Raw genomic sequence first — 16685 nt, 5'->3', positions numbered from 1 at the left:
TCACTTTAAGTATTTTCTTACGCCTCCGCGGTGTGATCCACCTCAAACCGAGAAAAACATAAATATCTAATAAATCAAACGCTTAAATATAAAACGAAGATTGGCGGATTTCTCCTGTTACGTTGGCGTTAATTTTATAAGTAAAAAAAGCCGCGGCCGATATAGTGACTCTCGTCGACAGGGAATTCTCCCTGAGATAGAAATTCCAGAGGTGCATATGGCTTAGTCCATATCACTCCGGCAGCAAGCGAAGGTGTCGTTGACGCCCGTGGTATAGTCCCCCCGGCTATACCACGACATTTTTTTTCTGCTGCATTTCCCTTTATTCGTTCCCACACCCATTCGTTCGACACAACCCCATCATGCGATCGTCATCACTCGGCACCGAATAATAACGCCTGTGGGCATACTCACGCTCAAACGCCCTGTTTTCTCATAACCCTGTTTTCTCATAACCCAGTATCCTCGCGCCTGTGCCGACACAACACCGCTTAGCGCAAGACACGAGCACACCCGGGATTTTGGCAGTCAGGAAAAGCCATGCTCAATGCACCACGCCGCGATTTATTGACCATCATGCACGAGGATGAACGTCGACCGCGGTCACGACGCGGTCAGCAGATGATTGAATGGTGTCAAAAAGAAACGCGCGACAAGCATGCCGCGCGTCATCGTTAGTCCATCAATTCTTTGTCTTCGATGAACTGAGTCGGCGAGACACCAAAGTGGTGCTTAAAACGTTGACTAAAATAAGACGGGTCATTGAAACCGCAGCAAAATGCAACTTGCGCGACTTTCTGGCCCTCCAGTAACACCTGACAAGCTTTTTCCAGTCGGTATTCGGTGAGGTATTCTTTGAAGGTTTTATGTGTGGCGGTTTTAAATCGGCGTTGTAGACTACGTTCAGACACAAACAGCAACTTCGCAGCTTCTGACGTGCTAAATTCCGCGTCAGAGTAGTGCTCACGCACCAAGTGGTCGACTTTATTGAGCCACGCGCGTTCTTCGTCATCTGACGACACCGCGAGCCTTGTCCCCCAGTCCGCGTCCTGTGCCATCGAGTCTTGACTCACTTGCGGCCACGACAGCTCCACCAGATTCCGTTCCGATGACGTATAGACCGCGATATCGCCACCCGACAATTCCACCAGTTGACTAAGTAACGTGCTGTGATTATCGCCGGAAGTCACCAGCAATAATGGCAAATCTTCACAGGACTCACCGCAATCAATCCACGTCATCACGATGCGCTCGTCACGCAAGCTACATTGAATCGTCAGACGTTGATTGCGATACATCCGTTTAAGCGCTTGGGCGAGCAATGCATTGAACACCACGTCAATGCCCCAGTGCTTGAGCTCAGCTTCCGGAAGTCGTTCCAAACACTGACGCTCGATCTTGATACCCGCTGCCGCAAATTCGGTGCTCCACCCCGCGATCACGGTGTCAATCACATCAATAATGTCGTGTTGAGTCACCTGTGCCTCGCCATTGCCATCAAGCGCTTGGAACTGCTCAAATTCCGTCAGTAGTGACTCTGCCGTTTGTCGAACCTCATCAATTTGCTCGTAACGAGCCTGTTGCGCCAGCTTCACCAACGAAGGCCGCATACCGCTCAGCAGTTTATCTAGCCACAAATGGCGCACTTGAATCTGCTTACGCAACTGTTGGTTGTTACTCAACACCGCTTTGCTTTGGTGGCGCATTTGGTTGGTTTTTAGCACCACTTGCTCTTTAAGCTCACGGTTCATCGCCGACACCATGCGCGAACGCCACCAGCTCACCAAGAGCACCGTCGCGATAAAGGCCAAAGCATAAAGCGTCACCGCCAAATTTGAGAGGTACCACGGTTTGAGCACCGTGAAAGTCACTTGGTTGCTGACCTGCTGAAACGCTTGGGGGCTGATGCTGCGAACCGTCAACACATACTCGCCCGGCATCAAATGATTGAGCGTCAGTTGCGCGCCTTCAAGCGGTTGCCATTGTTCTTGATTGAGACGAAATTCCAATTGTTGGCCGCGCGCTTCAGGCAAGGTGCCAAATTGAAAACTCGCCGGGCTACCGTACGCCAGGCGCAATCGCTGACTGCGGCTGCCGACGAGCACTGGCGTATAGTCCACACTGATTTGACTAAAGATAATTGGCGATGGCGGCAAAGTTGCTTGCGCCAACGCGGGTGAAGAGACTTTGACCAACCCCATGGTGGATGCAAACAACAGCGATTCACCTTGCGTCGACTCCCCAACGGCGCAGATGCCAGTACGCAGCTCATCATTGATTAAGCCGTGGGGCGAACCGAAGTGATTCAAAATTTGGCCATCGGCGTTATACAGCGTCATGCCGCGTGACGACCCGAGCCACATGCCTTGTTGCGTGTTCAACAGGCATTTTAAGCGAATGTTGTCTTCTATGAGCGTGACCGGTTCAATCACCGACTCCGGTCGAAAATCTTGGCGTTTGAACACGCCATAACTGCTCACAAACCACAATTGACCAGCGGCATTTTCTGCAATATCAATACTGGCACCAAAACGCGCACTCTCTTTGTCGTAGCGAATTTGATGATTCCGCAAACCATAGATCCCGTGGTCAGTCCCAATCAATAATCCTGAATGGGTCGTCATTTTCAATGTCGTGACTTTGGATGATGGCGTCGCCAACGACATCCAATCGCTCCCGTAATCCGTCACCTCGTGCGTATCAGGATTCAATGACCACAAACGATTTCGGCTGGTCCCCCAAATTTTCCCTTCCGCATCGATTTCGAGATGCTGTACCGGCTGTCGCAGTACGTCATCTTTGAGGGGTTGAGGTCCTTGATGTTGGTGAAGACGATACGTCAACAAGCCGCGATTGGTCGCCAACCACAGCACATCGCCTCGTTGCACCACGTCATGGACGACGGCGTCAAAAATACGCTGCTTACGAAAGCCTTTAAAAAAATGAATCAGATACAAGCCGTCATTGCGACTCATTAAATATTGGCGACCTTGATTGACGGAAAACAGATGCGCCACAGAGGCTCGCGGTGTGAACGCGTTCAGATCGTCCATCAACACACGCGTAAATTTTTGGCTAAACCGAGAAAAATACCGAATCCCTTTGTCGGTCGCGATCCAAATACCACCTTGTTGGTCATTGATCAGGGCGTAGATTTTTCCATGAGACAAGCCATAATGCTCTGGATTACTGCCTTCCAATTTCACCGTGGTGCCAGTATCGACCGAATACACCAGCAACCCACTGTCCGTTCCAATCCAATATTCGTTCTCTGTTTCAACCATCGACAACACGGGCGCATTGCCGACGTGTTGCGGCTCTTGCTCTGGCTGATTGATATCAATTAACAGCGCGCCATGCAGGGTTCCCACCACCAATTGATCCCGTTGTCGCGACATCAATAAGGTTTCAACGTAATCTTTGCCCGAACGTTGCACATGGGAGAACCCTTGCCCCTCAGACAGATACACCCCAGCGTTCGTCGCCAGTACCCATTTGGTGTGCACCATCTTGGCGTCATTGACGACGACTTTGCTGGCTTGATTGAGCTGGTAGAGCGTCATCAATGAATAGGTTTGAAAATCACCGCTCGCGATATGGTAGGTGTAAAAGTGTGTCTCGTCGGTCAGCCAGATATAACCAGCAGAAGCGCCAATCTTCTCAATCACGGTTCCCGGCGTGAGACTGAACACTAACTCCGGTTCGCCCGGCGGAATCGTACGATACAATTCGTTATCGATGAAGGTCCAAAATGCGTTCTGTGCATACGCCAGTTGCTGAACATCACCGTCAAGTAGCGATCCTCGACGCGGCAGCACATTTTGCCCATCAAAAAACACCACGCGACCGTGCACATCGTGAATCCAAATGCCGCCTTCATCCCCCAAATACAGGTGCTGAGCAATAAATACTTTCCCCTGTGCTTGGGTAGGCAAGGGGTAAAACACGGATGGGCTTTTATCCAGTGCATTGGCGGTTGAAGAAAGCAATCCTAAGACGAGACTGAGGATCAAAAAGAGTCGGGACAAAGCGGTTCCTTTAGCAACAAAAAAAGAAATGCCTGACGCCTTATCATGGATGGGTTATTTTGCGGCGCTAATTATAGAGTATTCTATCTATTCAGCGCCGCTTGTGTAGCTTGGTTGTCGCTTGGTCGCAATTAAAACTTGGTTTTTTAGCTTAGATCACAGGAACCCAAGCCGTAGAACATCGATCAGTCGACTGACTGTGACAAACATTGATGGTAACTGTCGCTCAGCTGATGCAAAAAGGCAAAGTAGCTGCCGGCTTTGACTGCGACATCAGTGCCCAACGGGTCCAAAATACCAATGTGCGCCTGGCTGCCACGCACCACGGTTTCAATCACTGCTGGCTGGAACTGCGGTTCAGAAAACACGCATTTCGCTTGATTTTGCGCGAGAGATCGACGAATTGCGATCAAGGTTTTTGCGCCCGGTTTGCGATCTGGGCTGACCGTAAAGTGGCCAAGATTGTTCAGCCCGTAGCGCTGCTCAAAATACGCATACGCATCATGGAAGACATAGTACGGCGCAGACGTCACATCCGCCAGTTGAGCGCGGATCGCGGCATCAGTCTCATCAGCCTGCGCAAGGAAACGTTGCAGGTTAGCAGCGTACACCTGTGCATGTTGCGCGTCGTTTTCACTTAAACGGGCAGCAATCGCCACCGCCACTTGTTTGGCTTGCTCAATCCCCAACCAGAAATGCGGGTCATGCGTCCCATGGTGGTGATGACCATCGTCATGTCCGTGCTCCAACTCTTCGGCACTGTAAGCTCGCAATTGAAGCTCCGGGACTGCGCTCAAAGTCAGGACATTTTTGTGGCTGCTTAAGACTTTTTCCAAAAACGGTTCTAAGTCTGGACCAAACCAGATCACCAGTGACGCCTGATGAATACGCTTTACATCTGATGGACGAAGCGCATAATCGTGCGGCGAAGCATTCGCAGACAAGAGTACATCAGGCTCCGATACCCCAGCGGTTAACTCATGGGTAATCATCTGAATCGGTTTTATACTGGTTAGAATATCATTCGCCCACGCCGAGCAAGACGCTGTGACGAGGGCTGTCATAAGGGCAAATCTGGATAGCATGATGGAATTTTCTCAAGCTGTAGCGTTCATCGTTCCGAAATGTTACATTATAACATTACTAAATTGCAAATGAGTTCCTTTCATGTCACCGCTTATTGAATTGCATGACATCTGCGTTGAGTTCGACCAGCGCCGAGTCTTGGATAATGTCAGCTTGTCGATTGTTCGAGGCAAGATCACAACGCTGATTGGCCCAAATGGAGCGGGTAAATCGACACTGGTTCGCGTTTTACTGGGTTTACACACTCAAAACACGGGGACCATCAAACGCGCCAAAAATCTTAAAATTGGCTATGTGCCGCAGAAGCTGAAACTCAACGATACCCTACCGCTGACCGTGAAACGTTTCTTGCAGTTGGCTGGCAAATACAGCAAGCAAGAACTCAATGACGCGCTACGTCTGGTGGGTGCCGAGCATCTGCTTGATTTTGACATGCACAAACTTTCCGGCGGCGAAAATCAACGCATTCTCATCGCTCGCGCATTATTGCAACGCCCTGACCTGCTGGTGCTGGATGAACCGGCGCAAGGCGTCGACGTACAAGGGCAAATTGATCTCTACGATTTGATCGACACCATTCGTCTGCGTTTTGGTTGCGCGGTCTTCATGGTCTCTCATGACCTGCATTTGGTGATGGCGAAAACCGATGAAGTGATCTGTCTGCATCATCACATTTGCTGTTCTGGTGCTCCGGCAGACATTACGCAACACCCAAGTTACATCGCCCTGTTTGGCCATCGTAGCCGTGAAACGCTGGCGTTTTATCACCACCAGCACGATCACCATCATCACGATCTCGCGGGTCAACCGGTCACCGGCGACGCGCAACAATGTTCCCATCATTCACATGGTCACCATCAACATGATTGAGTTTTTACTACCCTCGGTGCTGGCCGGCATCGGCATCGCTTTGATTGCAGGCCCATTGGGGTCATTTGTCGTTTGGCGTCGTATGGCCTATTTCGGCGACACTTTGGCGCACGCATCACTTTTGGGCTTGGCTCTCGGCTTTTTGCTCGACATTAACCTTTATTTCGCCTTGCTGGTGTGCTGCTTGGGATTAGCGGTGATCTTAGTCACCATGCAGCGCCAACAACTGGTGGCAACCGACACGCTGTTGGGTATTCTGGCCCACAGCTCGTTATCTCTCGGCCTAATTGCGGTGAGTTTCCTCGACAATGTGCGTATCGACCTGATGAGCTATCTGTTTGGTGACTTGCTGGCGGTAAGCCCAAGCGATTTGGTGTTTATCTGGAGTGGCGTGATTGCAGTCGGGATCGCTGTGTACCTGTTCTGGCGGCCGCTCCTTTCAACCAGCGTCAATGAAGAACTGGCACAAGTCGAAGGCATCAATACCGATTTAATGCGTTTAATTTTGATGCTATTGATCGGTTTGGTCATTGCCGTGGGTATGAAGTTCGTGGGTGCACTCATCATGACATCATTGATGATCATCCCCGCAGCGACGGCGCGCCGCTTAGCCAGAACACCGGAACAAATGGCGCTGTTTGCATCCAGCATTGGTATGGTTTGTGTGTTATCTGGCCTGTCGCTGTCTTGGCAGTTCGACACACCAGCAGGCCCATCGGTGGTGGTCAGCGCGACAGCCCTGTTTATGCTCAGTCATTTCGTGAAACGTGCTTAGCCAAATCAGCGCGGATTGAATGCCATAAAAAAACCCGGGCTTGCCCGGGTTTTTACTCATTCGCTGCGCTTACCAGCCTGTCACTTCACGGAGTGCAGAACCGATCTCCGCCAAGCTTTTCACAGTTTTCACGCCCGCTGACTCCAGCGCCGCAAATTTCTCGTCAGCAGTACCTTTACCGCCCGAAATGATTGCGCCCGCGTGGCCCATGCGTTTACCTGGAGGCGCCGTAACACCCGCAATGTAAGACACCACTGGCTTGGTCACGTTCGCTTTGATGAACGCTGCCGCTTCTTCTTCCGCTGTACCACCGATTTCACCGATCATCACGATCGCTTCTGTCTCAGGGTCTTCTTGGAACAGTTTTAGGATATCAATGAAGTTTGAACCTGGGATTGGGTCACCACCAATACCAACACACGTTGATTGGCCGAAACCTTCGTCGGTGGTCTGTTTCACCGCTTCGTACGTCAGCGTACCAGAGCGAGACACGATACCCACTTTCCCTTTCTTGTGAATGTGGCCCGGCATAATACCGATCTTACATTCATCAGGCGTAATCACACCCGGGCAGTTCGGACCGATCATGCGAACGCCAGTTTCTTCCAGCTTCACTTTCACATCGATCATGTCTGTCGTTGGGATGCCTTCAGTGATCGTCACGATCAGTTGAATGCCCGCATCGATCGCTTCCAGAATGGCATCTTTACAGAAAGGTGCTGGAACGTAGATAACTGTTGCAGTCGCGCCAGTCGCTTCTACTGCTTCACGCACGGTATTGAATACAGGTAGGCCAAGATGCGTTTGACCGCCTTTACCTGGAGAAACACCACCAACCATTTGCGTGCCGTAAGCGATCGCTTGCTCAGAGTGGAATGTGCCTTGACCACCGGTGAAACCTTGACAGATTACTTTGGTGTCTTTGTTAATTAGTACAGACATTATTTGCCCTCCGCAGCAGCAACAACTTTCTGAGCTGCGTCAGTGAGCGACTCAGCTGCAATGATATCCAAACCTGACTTAGCCAGTACGTCGCGACCGAGGTCAGCGTTAGTACCTTCAAGACGAACAACAACAGGTACCGTGACACCGACTTCTTTCACTGCGCCGATGATACCTTCTGCGATCATGTCACAACGTACAATCCCACCGAAGATGTTAACCAATACCGCTTTCACATTGTCATCAGACAGGATGATCTTGAATGCTTCTGCAACGCGCTCTTTTGTTGCGCCGCCACCAACATCGAGGAAGTTTGCGGGCTTGCCACCGTGTAGGTTCACGATGTCCATCGTACCCATCGCCAGACCAGCACCATTGACCATACAACCAACGTTGCCATCAAGTGCAACGTAGTTCAGTTCCCACTGAGCTGCGTGTGCTTCACGCGCATCTTCTTGCGAAGGATCGTGCATTTCGCGCAGTTTAGGTTGACGGTACAACGCATTTGAGTCGATGTTGATTTTGCCGTCTAGGCACAACAAGTTGCCTTCGCCAGTCACAACCAGCGGGTTGATTTCTAGCAGAGCCAGGTCGTATTGAGCAAACATTTGGCCCAGACCCATAAAAATTTTCACGAACTGTTTGATCTGGTCACCTTGCAGGCCCAGTTTGAATGCCAGCTCACGGCCTTGGTATGCCTGAGGGCCCACCAATGGATCGATCGCTGCTTTGTGAATCAGTTCTGGTGTTTCTTCCGCCACTTTCTCAATTTCCACGCCACCTTCAGTGGATGCCATGAAAACGATACGACGAGTTGCACGGTCAACAACCGCACCCAGATACAGTTCGTTGGCGATATTTGATGCTTCTTCAACCAAGATTTTTGTCACTGGCTGACCATTTGCATCCGTTTGGTAAGTCACTAGGTTTTTACCCAGCCACTTTTGTGCGAATTCTTTGACGCCTTCTTTGGTGTCGTGCAGTTCTACACCGCCCGCTTTACCGCGGCCACCAGCGTGAACCTGACATTTGACAACTTTCTTCGCGGTGCTGATGCGACCAGCTGCTTCGAACGCTTCTTGTGGCGTATCACATGCGTAGCCTTCTGGTACAGGCAAACCGAATTCTGCAAACAGCTGTTTGGCTTGGTATTCATGCAAATTCATTGTTTTATTCCGTTTGTATATTTTTATTCCATAGAGCCCATTGAATGGCTGAGCTTTACGTCTGTAGGGTTACTCTTGAGCGAGCAGCCAATTGGCTTAAATCGGGCCGAATGTTGAGCGAATCCGGCCCGCCGCACAGGCGCTTAGTCCACTAAGCACCTTTGCGATTACACGTCTAGCAGTAGACGTGTTGGATCTTCAAGCAGTTCTTTCACTGTCACCAGGAAGCCAACTGACTCACGACCATCAATCAAACGGTGGTCGTAAGACAGAGCAAGGTACATCATTGGCAGGATTTCAATCTTGCCATCAACAACCATTGCGCGGTCCTGAATCTTGTGCATGCCAAGAATCGCTGCTTGTGGTGGGTTGATGATTGGCGTCGACATCAGCGAGCCAAACACACCACCATTCGTGATAGTGAAGTTACCACCGGTCAGCTCTTCAACTGTCAGCTTACCGTCACGACCTTTGATCGCCAGATCCTTGATGCCTTTTTCGATCTGAGCCATGCCCAGCGTATCGGAATCTTTCAGGACGGGTGTCACCAGACCACGTGGGGTAGACACCGCGATGCTGATATCAAAGAAGTTGTGGTACACGATGTCGCTGCCATCGATGGAAGCGTTCACTTCTGGATAACGTTTCAGCGCTTCCGTCACCGCTTTCACGTAGAACGACATAAAGCCAAGGCGGATGCCGTGTTTCTTCTCAAACACGTCTTGGTACTGCTTACGCAGATCCATGATTGGCTTCATGTTGACTTCGTTAAACGTTGTCAGCATTGCTGTGCTGTTTTTCGCTTCCAGCAGACGCTCTGCCACACGCTTACGCAGGCGAGTCATCGGGACGCGTTTTTCGCTGCGAGCTGCAATCGGTGCTGGTGCAGCAACGTCTTGTGCTGCCGCTGGCGCTGATTTATCCGCAGCGAGGTACGCTTCGATGTCTTCACGCGTAATACGGCCACCAACACCCGTGCCTTTCACTTGTTCCGCTTGCAGATTATGTTCTGCCAGTAAGCGGCGAACGGCTGGGCTGAGCGCGTCGTTTGTTTCTTCAGTCAGCGTCGCTTTGTGGCGTTTGTCTGGAGAAGATGCAGTCGCACTCGTGGTATCGGTTGTTGGTTCACCCGCAACCGCACCCGGTTTCAGACGCGCCAGCAACTGTTTCGACAGTACAGTGGCGCCTTCTTCTTCCAGAATCGCTTCCAACACACCTTCTTCTGGTGCTGGCACTTCCAACACCACTTTGTCGGTTTCGATTTCAACGATTACTTCGTCACGTGCAACAACGTCACCTGGTTGTTTATGCCATGTCGCTACGGTTGCGTCTGCTACTGATTCAGGTAAATCTGGAACCAGAATTTCAACTGTCATATCTGTGTCTTCCTTTTAGTTCTAGTTCTTAAGCTAGGGTCAGAGCGTCTTCAACCAACGCTTTCTGTTGTTTCAAGTGTACCGACATATAACCGACCGCTGGTGAAGCAGAAGCCGGGCGGCCCGCATATTTCAGTTCTGCACCCGCAGGGATAGCGGCACGGAAGTTGTGCTGGCTACAGTACCAAGCGCCTTGGTTTTGAGGCTCTTCTTGACACCAAACGTAGTCAACCGCGTTCGTGTATTGTGCAATCGCAGCTTGGACTTCATCCATTGGGAATGGATACAGTTGCTCGACGCGGACAATCGCAACGTCATCTTGTTCATTGCTGCGACGCTGTTCCAGCAGGTCGTAGTAAACCTTGCCTGAACAGAACACAACACGTTTCACGTTCGCCGGATCGAGGTTATCCACTTCAGGAATCGCTGGCTGGAAGGTACCTTCGGCCAAATCTTCCAAAGTCGACACACACAACGGGTGACGAAGCAGTGATTTCGGAGACATTACGATCATTGGGCGACGCATCTTACGAACCACCTGACGACGCAGCATGTGATACACCTGCGCTGGGGTCGATGGAACAATCACTTGCATGTTTTGCTCTGCGCAAAGCTGCAGGTAACGTTCGAGACGTGCCGATGAGTGTTCAGGACCTTGACCTTCGTAACCGTGAGGTAACAGCATTGTCAGACCACACAAACGTGCCCATTTTTGCTCACCAGAAGAGATGAACTGGTCAATGACCACTTGAGCGCCGTTGGCGAAATCACCAAACTGAGCTTCCCAAATTGTCAGACCACCTGGCTCCGCTGTTGCGTAGCCGTATTCAAACGCCAGAACTGCTTCTTCAGACAACACCGAGTCGATCACTTCGAATGGACCTTGGTTGTCATGAATGTTGCTCAGCGGGATGTAAGTGCTCGCATCGCTCTGGTTGTGCAGAACCGAGTGACGGTGGAAGAACGTGCCTCGGCCAGAATCCTGACCCGAGATACGAATGCGCTGACTGTCGTCAACCAACGTTGCATAAGCCAACGTCTCCGCCATCCCCCAGTCAAGCAGCTTCTCACCTGAAATCATCGCAATACGGTCGTTGTAGATTTTCTCTACACGGCTTTGCAGTTTGTGACTTTCAGGGTACTGGCACAAACGCTGGCCCAGTTCTTTCAGACGCTCAATTGGGTATTGGCTCTGCCATTCTTCATTCCAGTCATGGCCCAGATAAGGAGACCAATCCACAGAGTGCATCGCCATTGGACGCCACTCTTTCACCACGACTTCGCCGCGATCCAGTGCGTCACGATATTCGTTCACCAACTGCGTCGCAGTTTCAATATCACTTTCGTTGCGATCAATCAGCACATCGGCATACAACTTACGCGGGGTTGGATGCTTTTTAATTTTCTGATACATCAACGGCTGAGTTGCATTCGGCTCATCCGCTTCGTTGTGACCATGACGGCGGTAACACACCAGATCAATCACCACATCGCGTTTGAACTCATTGCGGTAATCCAGTGCCAGACGCGTCACAAACGCAACCGCTTCTGGATCATCAGAGTTGACGTGGAAAATCGGCGCCTGAACCATCTTCGCAATGTCGGTACAGTACATGGTTGAACGTGTGTCACGTGGGTTTGATGTCGTAAAGCCAACTTGGTTGTTGACCACAATACGCACCGTACCACCAACACAGTAACCACGCGCCAGCGACATGTTGAAGGTTTCCGCAACCACACCTTGACCGGCAACGGCTGAGTCACCGTGAATGGTAATTGGCAGAACTTTGCTTCCCTCTTCATCGCCCAAGCGATCTTGACGAGCACGAACCGAGCCCATGACAACCGGGTTCACGATTTCCAGGTGAGATGGGTTGAATGCCAGTGCTAAATGCACATCTCCACCCGGGGTTGCGAAGTCAGCAGAGAAACCTTGGTGATATTTCACGTCCCCCGTGCCCCACGTTTCATCGTGTTTGCCGGCAAATTCGTCAAACAGATCTTGTGGTTTCTTGCCGAGAACGTTGACCAGCATGTTCAGACGACCACGGTGAGCCATACCGATAACGACTTCACGCATGCCCGTTTTACCGGCATGGCGAATCAGCTCTTTGGTCATTGGAATCATGGCGTCGCCACCTTCCAGTGAGAAGCGTTTTGCACCAGGGAATTTCGCGCCGAGATAGCGTTCCAGACCTTCTGCTGCAGTCAGTTCTTCGAGGAAAGTGCGTTTTTCATCTAGGGTAAAGGATGGCTGGCCTACCACGGGCTCCAGACGTTGTTGAATCCAACGCTTTTGCTCGGTGTCGGTCATGTGCATGTACTCTGCACCGATCGATCCACAATAGATGTTATTGAGGGATTGATAGATGTCTTTCAACTTCATGGTTTCGGTGCCAATGGCAAACGAACCAACGTTGAAAGTCTCTTCCATGTCATCTTCGGTGAGATTGTGGAATGAAGGGTCCAATTCCGCCACGGTCGGGCGTTTCCACAAACCTAGAGGGTCCAATTGCGCAGCTTCGTGACCGCGGAAGCGGTACGCGTTGATCAGCTGCAATACTTTTACTTGTTTAGCATCGACTTCAGGATCACTAACTTGGACATTGTAATGCTTAGTCTCTTGAGCGAGTCGTCGGAAGTAGTCACGGACACGTGAGTGCGGTTGTTCAACCACATTGTCAGGTTGCGCAGGCAGCCCTTCAAAAACACGTTTCCACTCCTCACTTACCAGATCGGGATCACTTAGATACAGTTCGTAGAGATCTTCTACATAATTTGCATTGGCGCCAGCCAAGTGTGAAGACTCGAGCCATGCCTTCATCACGCCGTTGTGCATTATTTTCCCTTAACCAGTAGTTTTCACGTTTGCTTCGGTCTATGCCGAGCTATAAAAGGCAGGCCCGAAGGCCTGCGATTCTTATCTATTAAACCGAGCGATTCACCAGCATCGACTTGATGTGGCCAATAGCTTTTGTCGGGTTTAATCCTTTAGGACAAACACTTACACAATTCATAATGCCATGGCAACGAAAAACGCTAAATGCATCATCAAGATTTGATAAGCGCTCATCTGTTGCGGTATCGCGGCTATCAATTAGCCAACGGTAAGCCGCAAGCAGACCAGCAGGACCGATAAATTTGTCAGGGTTCCACCAGAATGATGGACACGAGGTTGTACAACATGCACACATGATACATTCGTACAAACCATCCAGATGCGCTCGTTCTTCAGGAGACTGCAGATTCTCGCGTGATGGTGGCAGCGCATCATCGGCGATCAAGAACGGTTTCACTTTCGCATAGTTGTCGTAGAACTGCGTCATATCGACGATCAGGTCACGCACAACAGGCAAACCAGGCAATGGACGAATCACGATGTTGCCTTTCATGGCTGACAACGGTGTGATACACGCCAAGCCATTTTTACCGTTCATGTTCAAGCCATCCGAACCACACACACCTTCACGGCATGAGCGGCGGAACGCGATGGTTGGATCCTGCTCTTTCAGAAGAATGAGCGCGTCAAGAACCATCATATCTGAGCCTTCTTCCACTTCAAGCACATAGTCTTTCATGTAAGGCTTTTTATCTACATCCGGATTATAGCGGTACAGAGAGAAATTCAGTTTCATCGTTCAGTCCTCCCTTAGTAAGTACGTACTTTTGGTGGAAATGCTTCGCGATAAACTGGCGCCATGTTCACATCACGCTTGCTCATCTGCTCTGTTTCCGGATTGTAGATTGAGTGGCACAGCCAGTTTGCATCGTCACGATCGGGGAAATCGAAACGAGCGTGGGCGCCACGACTTTCTGTGCGATAGTTTGCCGCGACCGCCGTGGAGAATGCGGTTTCCATCAGGTTATCCAACTCCAGACATTCCACACGTTGCGTGTTGAATTCTTGAGATTTGTCAGCCAAATGTGCATCTTTCAGACGTTCACGAATCACTTTCAGCTCTTCCAGACCCGTTGCCATGGCGTCACCTTCACGGAATACCGAGAAGCTGTTTTGCATGCAGCGTTGTAGGTCTTTACGGATTTGAACTGGATCTTCACCACCTTTGCTGTTTTCCCAGCGCATGGTACGAGCCAGAGACGCTTCGATATCCGATGCTGTGGCAGGACGCGCTTCCGCTTGTGCAGCCAGAGTTTCACCCAGATGCAGACCTGTGGCACGACCAAACACCACCAAGTCGAGTAGCGAGTTGCCGCCCAGACGGTTTGCACCGTGTACTGATACCGATGCGATTTCACCACACGCGAACAGACCTTGAACTTCAACGTCCTGACCGGCTGCAGTTTGTTTGATCGCTTGACCAGAAACCTGGGTTGGCACGCCACCCATCATGTAGTGACAGGTTGGAATGACTGGAATTGGCTCTTTCACTGGATCGACGTGTGCAAATGTACGCGACAGTTCACAGATACCAGGCAGACGCGATTCAAGTACATCTTTACCTAGGTGATCCAGTTTCAGTTTGATGTGCGGCCCCCATGGACCATCACAGCCGCGGCCTTCGCGGATTTCAATCATCATTGAACGCGCAACCACGTCACGACCCGCAAGGTCTTTCGCGTTTGGCGCATAACGTTCCATGAAACGTTCGCCATCTTTGTTCAGAAGGTAACCCCCTTCACCACGACAGCCTTCGGTGACCAGTACACCCGCACCAGCAATACCAGTTGGGTGGAATTGCCACATTTCCATGTCTTGCATCGGCACACCTGAACGCAGCGCCATCCCCACACCATCACCCGTGTTGATGTGTGCGTTGGTAGTCGATGCGTAGATACGACCGGCACCGCCAGTCGCTAGCACGGTGGCTTTGGCTTTGAAATAGCAGATCTCGCCAGTTTCGATGCAAAGCGCGGTACATCCCATGACGGCGCCGTCTTGGTTTTTCACCAAATCGAGGGCATACCATTCAGAGAAGATGGTGGTTTTGTGTTTCACGTTTTGTTGGTACAGCGTATGAAGCAGAGCGTGACCGGTACGGTCAGCTGCCGCCGCAGTACGTGCCGCTTGCTCACCACCGAACTCTTTTGACTGACCACCAAATGGACGCTGATAAATGGTACCGTTGTCGAAACGAGAGAATGGCAGGCCCATTTTCTCTAATTCAATGACCGACTCAGGGCCATTTTTACACATGTATTCGATCGCGTTTTGGTCACCGATGTAGTCCGAACCTTTAACGGTATCGTACATGTGCCATTGCCAGTTATCTTTATGAGAGTTACCCAGCGCAACCGTGATACCACCCTGCGCCGATACCGTGTGTGAACGAGTAGGAAAAACTTTTGAAAGCAGGGCGCACGACAAGCCTTGCTCAGAGATTTGTAGTGCAGCACGCATGCCTGCACCGCCAGCGCCGATTACTACGGCATCGAATTCACGAACTGGAATAGTCACTTACGCACCCCACAATACAAATAGGCCAGAGAAAAAGTATCCGAACAGCACTGCGATTACGACGAGCTGAAGTCCGCCACGCAGTTTTGAACACTTCACGTAGTCAGTCAGTACCTGCCATAGGCCAATCCAGCCATGAATCAGGATGCAAACTAACGCCAACATTGTGAAGACTTTGGTGAAGGTACCACCAAAGAATTGAGTCCAAGAGACATAAGAAATATCAGTGAAAGCACAGAAGCTAACAATATAAATGGTGTAAAGCGTCATGATGATCGCACTGGCGCGAATCAATAGGAAATCATGAACCCCATTACGACCAAATGAGGAAACGTTCTTTACCATACCCAAACCCCCGCCAATAGAGATAGAACCGCTGTTACGCCGAACGCAACTTTTGCACTCATTGCACCTGTGTCCAACTCTTCAAAGTGGCCAAGGTCCATAAGCAGATGACGAATACCACCAACAATGTGGTAAGACAGTGCGGTCAAAATACCCCACAGAATAAATTTCACGAAGAAACCGTTGACGATGTCACTCGCCTCCATGAAACCTACTGGAGAGGATAATGAGATGGATAATAACCAAAGCAAAATGCCGACCGCCACAAACGTAATAACCCCCGCCACGCGGTGAAGGATAGAAGCGATTGCAGTGATCGGAAAGCTAATGGTCTGCAGATCTAAATTAACAGGTCTTGACTTTCTTTCTTTCACGGGCTTGCTCACTCAGCTCCATTGAGCATTTATAGTTATGGATGAAATTTGGCCGCAAACCTACAAAAGTTAACATTTATTCAACAAATTCTCGGCGAATATCGAAACGAAATTGTAAAATAGTTGTTAACAGCAGGAATGAAAACATCACTAAAAATTTATTTTCAGCCTTGTATTTATAAGGTTTTCACCAAATTTTGCTACGCCAATATACGGCTAGCAACATTGTACAACAATTGATGTAACAATTTTTGCTACACAGAACAGATTTTTAACTTTATATGTATAAAAAATCAAAGTAAGTGCA

General features: G+C 50.2%; 12 protein-coding genes. 2 read left to right on the top strand and 10 right to left on the bottom strand.

The window, feature by feature from the left end; genetic code table 11:
* Positions 1-674: 674 nt before the first annotated feature.
* A complete protein-coding gene (locus tag ACF8PK_RS03295) occupies positions 675-4028 on the bottom strand; it encodes an AraC family transcriptional regulator (protein WP_392440047.1) in 3354 nt (1117 codons plus the stop codon).
* Between the two features lie 185 nt (positions 4029-4213).
* Entirely contained in the window at positions 4214-5113 is a 900-nt protein-coding gene (znuA, locus tag ACF8PK_RS03290) for a zinc ABC transporter substrate-binding protein ZnuA (protein WP_143678719.1), read from the bottom strand.
* Between the two features lie 82 nt (positions 5114-5195).
* On the opposite strand from znuA, the gene znuC reads away from it, so the two are divergent.
* Positions 5196-5984, top strand: a complete 789-nt coding sequence (gene znuC, locus ACF8PK_RS03285; RefSeq protein ID WP_004724564.1) for a zinc ABC transporter ATP-binding protein ZnuC — start codon at positions 5196-5198, stop codon at positions 5982-5984.
* Positions 5977-6759: a zinc ABC transporter permease subunit ZnuB gene (gene znuB, locus ACF8PK_RS03280; protein ID WP_004724566.1), complete on the top strand. Its 783-nt coding sequence runs from the start codon at positions 5977-5979 to the stop codon at positions 6757-6759. Before znuC ends, znuB begins: the two co-directional genes overlap by 8 nt.
* Positions 6760-6828: 69 nt before the next feature.
* Here the strand turns inward: znuB and sucD are convergent, their stop codons facing one another.
* From sucD to sdhC, 8 genes are all read right to left on the bottom strand, one after another.
* Positions 6829-7701 carry a succinate--CoA ligase subunit alpha gene (gene sucD, locus ACF8PK_RS03275; protein ID WP_004724569.1) on the bottom strand — a complete coding sequence of 291 codons (873 nt, stop codon included), beginning with the start codon at positions 7699-7701 and terminating at the stop codon, positions 6829-6831.
* The gene (gene sucC, locus ACF8PK_RS03270; RefSeq protein WP_004724570.1) at positions 7701-8867 is read right to left on the bottom strand and encodes an ADP-forming succinate--CoA ligase subunit beta; all 1167 of its coding nucleotides are present in this window, start codon (positions 8865-8867) and stop codon (positions 7701-7703) included. The genes sucD and sucC overlap by 1 nt, the downstream gene beginning before the upstream one ends.
* Before the next feature lie 167 nt (positions 8868-9034).
* Positions 9035-10243, bottom strand: a complete 1209-nt coding sequence (gene odhB, locus ACF8PK_RS03265; protein ID WP_004724573.1) for a 2-oxoglutarate dehydrogenase complex dihydrolipoyllysine-residue succinyltransferase — start codon at positions 10241-10243, stop codon at positions 9035-9037.
* Positions 10244-10271: 28 nt separating this feature from the next.
* Positions 10272-13082, bottom strand: coding sequence for a 2-oxoglutarate dehydrogenase E1 component (gene sucA / locus ACF8PK_RS03260; protein ID WP_275722683.1), 2811 nt, complete (start codon positions 13080-13082; stop codon positions 10272-10274).
* Between the two features lie 88 nt (positions 13083-13170).
* Positions 13171-13878: a succinate dehydrogenase iron-sulfur subunit gene (locus ACF8PK_RS03255; protein WP_004724576.1), complete on the bottom strand. Its 708-nt coding sequence runs from the start codon at positions 13876-13878 to the stop codon at positions 13171-13173.
* A gap of 14 nt (positions 13879-13892) precedes the next feature.
* Positions 13893-15659: a succinate dehydrogenase flavoprotein subunit gene (sdhA, locus tag ACF8PK_RS03250; RefSeq protein WP_004724577.1), complete on the bottom strand. Its 1767-nt coding sequence runs from the start codon at positions 15657-15659 to the stop codon at positions 13893-13895.
* Positions 15660-16004, bottom strand: coding sequence for a succinate dehydrogenase, hydrophobic membrane anchor protein (gene sdhD, locus ACF8PK_RS03245; RefSeq protein WP_038150792.1), 345 nt, complete (start codon positions 16002-16004; stop codon positions 15660-15662).
* Positions 15998-16390: a succinate dehydrogenase cytochrome b556 subunit gene (gene sdhC / locus ACF8PK_RS03240; protein ID WP_038150794.1), complete on the bottom strand. Its 393-nt coding sequence runs from the start codon at positions 16388-16390 to the stop codon at positions 15998-16000. Before sdhC ends, sdhD begins: the two co-directional genes overlap by 7 nt.
* Positions 16391-16685 lie beyond the last annotated feature (295 nt).

This window comes from Vibrio sp. CJQ_6 (assembly GCF_043106745.1).
Taxonomy (GTDB): domain Bacteria; phylum Pseudomonadota; class Gammaproteobacteria; order Enterobacterales; family Vibrionaceae; genus Vibrio; species Vibrio furnissii.
Note: the sequence above shows the minus strand (reverse complement) of the source record. Positions and strands in the feature narration are given on the sequence as shown.

Coding starts and splice junctions, on each gene's coding strand:
- znuA (WP_143678719.1), bottom strand. CDS start 5,113: ATGCTATCCAGATTTGCCCTTATGACAGCCCTCGTCACAGCGTCTTGC.
- znuC (WP_004724564.1), top strand. CDS start 5,196: ATGTCACCGCTTATTGAATTGCATGACATCTGCGTTGAGTTCGACCAG.
- znuB (WP_004724566.1), top strand. CDS start 5,977: ATGATTGAGTTTTTACTACCCTCGGTGCTGGCCGGCATCGGCATCGCT.
- sucD (WP_004724569.1), bottom strand. CDS start 7,701: ATGTCTGTACTAATTAACAAAGACACCAAAGTAATCTGTCAAGGTTTC.
- sucC (WP_004724570.1), bottom strand. CDS start 8,867: ATGAATTTGCATGAATACCAAGCCAAACAGCTGTTTGCAGAATTCGGT.
- odhB (WP_004724573.1), bottom strand. CDS start 10,243: ATGACAGTTGAAATTCTGGTTCCAGATTTACCTGAATCAGTAGCAGAC.
- sucA (WP_275722683.1), bottom strand. CDS start 13,082: ATGCACAACGGCGTGATGAAGGCATGGCTCGAGTCTTCACACTTGGCT.
- ACF8PK_RS03255 (WP_004724576.1), bottom strand. CDS start 13,878: ATGAAACTGAATTTCTCTCTGTACCGCTATAATCCGGATGTAGATAAA.
- sdhD (WP_038150792.1), bottom strand. CDS start 16,004: ATGGTAAAGAACGTTTCCTCATTTGGTCGTAATGGGGTTCATGATTTC.